We start from the raw sequence: 5185 nt of genomic DNA, 5'->3' as shown, positions 1-5185 counted from the left end.
GCCGGGCATGAATTTTAGCCCGTTGGCGGCCAGCCTGTCGGTGGCGCCGTAGATCTCGTCCGTGCCGACGGCGATGTGCTGGATGCCTTCGCCATTGTACTTCTTCAGATATTCGGCGATCTGGCTGGACTCGTCCTTGGATTCGTTCAGCGGGATGCGGATCTTGCCGCAGGGCGAGGTGATGGCGCGGCTGACCAGGCCGGTGATCTTGCCGTCGATGTCGAAGAAATGGATTTGTTTGAAGCCGAACAGGTCGCGGTAGAAGTCCCACCATTTGTCCATGTTGCCGCGATAGACATTGTGGGTGAGGTGGTCGAGATAATAGAAGCCGACGCCTTCCGGCTTCGGGTCGCGCGCGCCCAGCCAGTCGAACTCGGCATCATAGGCCGAGCCCTTTTCCCCATAGGTTTCGATGAAATAGAGCAGTGAACCGCCGATGCCGACGATTGCCGGCACGTCGAGCGCCTTGTCGGTGCCTTGGTAAGGCGTGGCCCCTTTGGCGACAGCATGGTCGAAGGCATGCTTGGCATCGACGACCCGCCAGGCCATCGAGGCCGCGCAGGGGCCGTGCTTGTCGACGAATTTCATTGCATGCGAGCCGGGTTCGGCATTGACGACATAATTGATGTCGCCCTGCCGCCAGACGGTGATGTCCTTGGTGCGGTGCTTGGCTACCGGTGCATAGCCCATGCGGGTAAAAAGCTCGGCGAGCTTTTCCGGCTCAGAATGCGCGAACTCGACGAATTCGAAGCCGTCTGTGCCGGCGGGATTGGCCTTGCTGATCTTTGCGGGCGGCGCGTCGTGTGGGAAGGGGCCCATGGCATTGTCCTCCAAAAAGCTGGCGTGGCCGGAAAAGGCCATTTCGACGCAATCATAGCGCGGAGCGGGTGCACGGTGCTTGCATTCAAACGCTTTAAATGATCAGATGATGCGCGAACTGTGCACATATGGAGATGAATCCATGAATGATGCACGCATTGATCAGTTTGACCGCAAGATAATGGCTCTATTGCAGGGCGATGCACGGCTGACCAACAACGATTTGTCGGAACGGGTGAACCTGTCGGCGTCGCAATGTTCGCGCCGCCGCCAGAGGCTGGAAGAGGATGGCTACATCAGGGGCTATCGCGCGGTGCTCGACCGCGACAAGCTCGGCTTCTCGCTTGTCAACGTCATCTCGGTGACGCTCGCCACCCACAACCGCGACAACGCGCAACGCTTCGGCGAACTGGTGGCCCGGCTGCCGGAGGTGCAGGAGGCGCACGCGCTGACCGGCGAGATGGATTACATATTGAAAGTGGTGACGCCCGACCTGAAATCGCTGTCGGAATTCGTCAACGGCGTGCTCTTGCCACACGAATCCGTGCAGCATGTGAAGACGGCGATCGTGCTCGAAACGCTGAAGGAAACCGGCGCGCTACCGATCTAGCTCTTCGACTGCTGGATCAGCCCATAAAGATTGGTGCAGCGTGCGCCGGAACGGCAATAGGCGAAGATCGGGCCGTCGAGTTCGTCGAGCGCCTCGGCCTGGTCCTCGACATTCTCGGCCGTGATCTGGCCGCTGATGACCGGGATGTAGCGGAAAGCGAGCCCGGCGGCTTCGACCGCCGCCTTGACACTGTCCGCCGAAGGCTGGCCGGGCTGCTCGTCATCAGGCCTGTTGCAGATGACGCTCTTGAAGCCGGCGGCCTTGATGGCGGCGACCTCTTCGGGCTGGATCTGACCCGAGACCGAATAGTCCTCGCTGATCTGACGATATTCCATGATGGCGTCCTCGCAATGTTCGATGCCTGCTGGTCAGGGGGCGGAGTCTTGCCACTCCCTGGCCCGGGCGGCAATCCGCGCAGAAAGAAATCCCGCTGCGCAGATAGCTATTCTCATGCGGGAAATCCAGCCGGGCCGATGCAGCCCGGCTGGATAGGAAGCCTCAGCTTCCGAGGATCGCGCCTTTGATCTGGGCGATGTTGTTGTGCATCAGGTCGATATAGGTCGAAGCCGGGCCTTCGGGTTGCGACAGCGCGTCCGAATAGAGCGTGCCGCCCACCTTGATGCCGGTCTCGCTGGCGATCTGCTCGATTAGCCGCGCGTTGGTGATGTTCTCGACGAAGACCGCCGCCGCCTTGTCCTGCTTCACTTGGCTGACCAGCTTGGCGACGTCGGCGGCTGAGGGCTCCGATTCGGTCGACACCCCTTCGGGAGCCAGGAAAGTGAGGCCATAGGCCTTCTCGAAATAGCCGAAGGCGTCGTGCGAGGTGATGACCACGCGTTTCTCTTGAGGGATGGACTGGATTGCCGCCTTCACTTCGCCTTCGACCGCGTCGAGCTTCGCGGTGTATGCGGCGGCATTGCCCTTGTAGCTGTCGCAACCCGCGGCGTCGGCGGTGCAGAAGGCGTTGGCGATGTTCTTCACATAGATCTTGGCATTGGCGATCGACTGGAAGGCATGTGGATCGGTGTCTTCGCCTTCAGCGGCGTCGGCATCGGCGAATTCGGGTTTGAAGTTGATCGGTGTCACCCCCTTGGTCAGGACGGCGATTGTCGCCTTGGTGGCGCTGGCGTCGACCAGGCGCTGCAGAAAGCCTTCGAAATGCAGGCCGTTGACCAGCACCACATCCGCACCCGCCATTGCCACCGCGTCAGCCGGGCTCGGCTCGTAGACATGGGCATCGCCATCCGGCCCGACGATGGTGGTCAGATTGATCCGGTCGCCGCCGACATTTTTGGCGAAATCGGCAATGATCGTGAAGCTGGCGACCACTTTTAACGGCTCCGCGAGAGCCGACGATGCGCCAAGGGCGGTTAATGTTATAACGCTCATCGCCAAGGCGGCGCGGATCGATTTCAGCATGGACAGGTCTCCTTTGTTGGGATCAGGCGGTTCTGTGGCGGTGATGGATAATGCGGGCGCGCAGGATGCCGCGCGTGCCGAACAGGATCGAGGCGAAATAGACAACGCCCGCAGACAGGATGATCGCCGGGCCGGAAGGCAGCGACACGTGGTAGGACAAGAGCAGCCCCGCGACGCAGGAGACAAAGCCGATCAGCACCGCCAGCACGCACATCGGCTCGACGCGCATGGTCCAGAAGCGGGCGGCGGCGGCCGGCAGCATCATCAGCCCCACCGAAAGCAGTGTGCCGAGCGCCTGGAAGCCGCCGACGAGGTTGAGCACGACGAGGCCGAGGAAGATGAAATGCACCGGACTGCCCAGCCGGCTGACCGAACGCAGGAACAGCGGGTCGAGACATTCCGCGACCAGCGCTCGCCAGAAGATGGAAAGGCTGACCAGCGTGACCAGGACGATGCCGCCGATCAGTGTCAGCGCTTCATTGTTGAGCGCCAGCACGGTGCCGAAAAGCACATGCATGAGATCGACGCTGGAGCCGCGGATCGACACCATCAGCACGCCGATAGCCAGCGAAATCAGGTAGAAGGCCGCCATCGAGGCGTCCTCGCGCTGGATGGTGAAGCGCGAGACCGCGCCGGCGCCGAGCGCCACGATGATGCCGGCGATCAGGCCGCCGATGGTCATCGGCAGGATCTCCAGCCCATAGAACAGGAAACCGGCGGCAGCACCCGGCAGGATGGCGTGGGCCATGGCGTCGCCGGAAAGGCTCATGCGCCGCAGCATCAGGAAGACGCCGACCGGGCAGGCGCCCAGCGACAGCATCAGCGACCCGGCAAGCGCCCGCTGCATGAAGGCGAAATCGGCGAACGGAGCGATGAGAAGACCGTAGAGCGTGTCCATCATGCCGCCCTCGGCCCGGAGCCGTGATGGTGGTTGTGCCCATGGTCGTGAGCGTGATCACCGTGCTCATGATTGTCAGGCTCGCACCAGGGCGCGTTCTCCTCCCAGGCTTCGTGGAAGCGGCGCGCGCGCAACAGGTTTTCCGGCCGCAGCGTTTCCTTGGTCTCGCCCCAGGCGATCGGCTGGCGTGCCAGCAGCAACGTCTCGGGGAAATTCTGCCGCACCAGATCCAGGTCGTGGACAACGACCATGATGGTGCGTTCCTCGCCATGCCAGCGCTTGATCAGCGCAATCAGGTCGCCGACAGTCTTGGTGTCGACGGCGTTGAACGGCTCGTCGAGCAGGATGAGGTCGGCATCCTGCAGCAGCACGCGGGCAAACAGCGTGCGCTGTAGCTGGCCGCCCGACAACGTGTCGATTGGGCGCTTCTCGAAGCCGCCGAGACCGACGGCCATCAGCGCCTGGCTGACCGAATCGCGGTCTTCCCTGGTATAGCGGCCGAGCAGCCCGCGCCGTGGCCACAGCCCAAGCGAAACCAGATCGACAACCCTGGCCGGAAAGGAGCGATCGAGCTCCGACTGCTGCGGCAGATAGGCGGCGCGCACGCCGGGCGCGCGGACAACCGTGCCGGCCATCGGCTTCAACACGCCGACGATCCCTTTCATCAGCGTCGACTTGCCCGAGCCATTGGCTCCGACGACGGCGGTCAGCGATCCCCGGCGTATCGTGCCGTCGAGATGATGGATCGCCGGATGGCTATTGTAGCCCAGCGTCAGGTCGCTGAAGGTCAGGCAGGTTTTGGTCATGTGACGATCCGTGGGGCACGACTGGTACGGCAGCGGCGGTGGATATGTGATGTTATTACATTAGTCAACAAGCCAATCGGGCGGAATTGCGGCGATCGAGGAGATTTGCCCTGTGCTCTTTGGCGGTTGGCTCAAGAGGATTCGCTCTTGCAACCTTGCCCCCGGCGAACCGCGACTCTAAACAGGCGCGACCCACAAAGGAAGGAAACGTCCCATGAGCATTCGTCGCATCGATGTAGGCCCGCGCATGAGCCAGATCGTCATCCACGGCAACACCGTCTATCTGGCCGGTCAGGTCGGTCAGCCGGGCGGAAACGTCGGCGCCCAGACACGGGACATTCTGGTGGCCATCGACGAATTGCTGGCCAAGGTCGGCACCGACAAGACCAAGATCCTGCAGGCGATCATCTGGCTGGCCGACATGAGCACCTTTGCCGAGATGAACGCGGAATGGGACAAGTGGGTGCCGCAGGGCCATACCCCGGCCCGCGCCACCGGCGAGGCCAAGCTTGCCGGACCGGAATATCTGGTCGAGATCATCGTTACCGCTGCGATTTGAGATGCAGTTCTTTACCCTCCCCCTTGAGGGGAGGGTCGCGGAGCAAATGCCGCAGGGCGGCATTTTGCGAAGCG

At 62.3% G+C, this 5185-nt stretch carries 7 protein-coding genes; 2 read left to right on the top strand and 5 right to left on the bottom strand.

Annotation, left to right across the window (positions count from 1 at the left end; genetic code table 11):
* Positions 1-819, bottom strand: an 819-nt coding sequence (hppD, locus tag E5W87_RS15775) for a 4-hydroxyphenylpyruvate dioxygenase (protein WP_292398982.1), incomplete at its 3' end; no start/stop codon positions are given.
* A 142-nt stretch (positions 820-961) separates the two neighbouring features.
* On the opposite strand from hppD, the gene E5W87_RS15770 reads away from it, so the two are divergent.
* Positions 962-1429, top strand: a complete 468-nt coding sequence (locus E5W87_RS15770) for an Lrp/AsnC family transcriptional regulator (protein WP_292398979.1) — start codon at positions 962-964, stop codon at positions 1427-1429.
* Here the strand turns inward: E5W87_RS15770 and E5W87_RS15765 are convergent.
* The 4 genes from E5W87_RS15765 to aztA form a co-directional block, all read right to left on the bottom strand.
* Positions 1426-1764: a TIGR01244 family sulfur transferase gene (locus tag E5W87_RS15765; protein WP_292398977.1), complete on the bottom strand. Its 339-nt coding sequence runs from the start codon at positions 1762-1764 to the stop codon at positions 1426-1428. The two genes, E5W87_RS15770 and E5W87_RS15765, sit on opposite strands and share 4 nt — an antisense overlap.
* Before the next feature lie 163 nt (positions 1765-1927).
* A complete protein-coding gene (aztC, locus tag E5W87_RS15760) occupies positions 1928-2848 on the bottom strand; it encodes a zinc ABC transporter substrate-binding protein AztC (protein WP_292398975.1) in 921 nt (306 codons plus the stop codon).
* 22 nt (positions 2849-2870) lie between these two features.
* Complete coding sequence (gene aztB, locus E5W87_RS15755) at positions 2871-3746, bottom strand: zinc ABC transporter permease AztB (RefSeq protein WP_292399042.1); 876 nt, start codon at positions 3744-3746, stop codon at positions 2871-2873.
* Positions 3746-4552: a zinc ABC transporter ATP-binding protein AztA gene (aztA, locus tag E5W87_RS15750; protein WP_292398972.1), complete on the bottom strand. Its 807-nt coding sequence runs from the start codon at positions 4550-4552 to the stop codon at positions 3746-3748. The genes aztB and aztA overlap by 1 nt, the downstream gene beginning before the upstream one ends.
* 214 nt (positions 4553-4766) lie before the next feature.
* On the opposite strand from aztA, the gene E5W87_RS15745 reads away from it, so the two are divergent.
* A complete protein-coding gene (locus E5W87_RS15745; protein WP_292398969.1) occupies positions 4767-5111 on the top strand; it encodes a RidA family protein in 345 nt (114 codons plus the stop codon).
* Positions 5112-5185: the final 74 nt, after the last annotated feature.

It is taken from the genome of Mesorhizobium sp. (assembly GCF_004962925.1).
Taxonomy (GTDB): Bacteria; Pseudomonadota; Alphaproteobacteria; order Rhizobiales; family Rhizobiaceae; genus Mesorhizobium.
The sequence above is the reverse complement of the archived record's forward strand: the minus strand, read 5'-3'. Positions and strand labels throughout refer to the sequence as shown.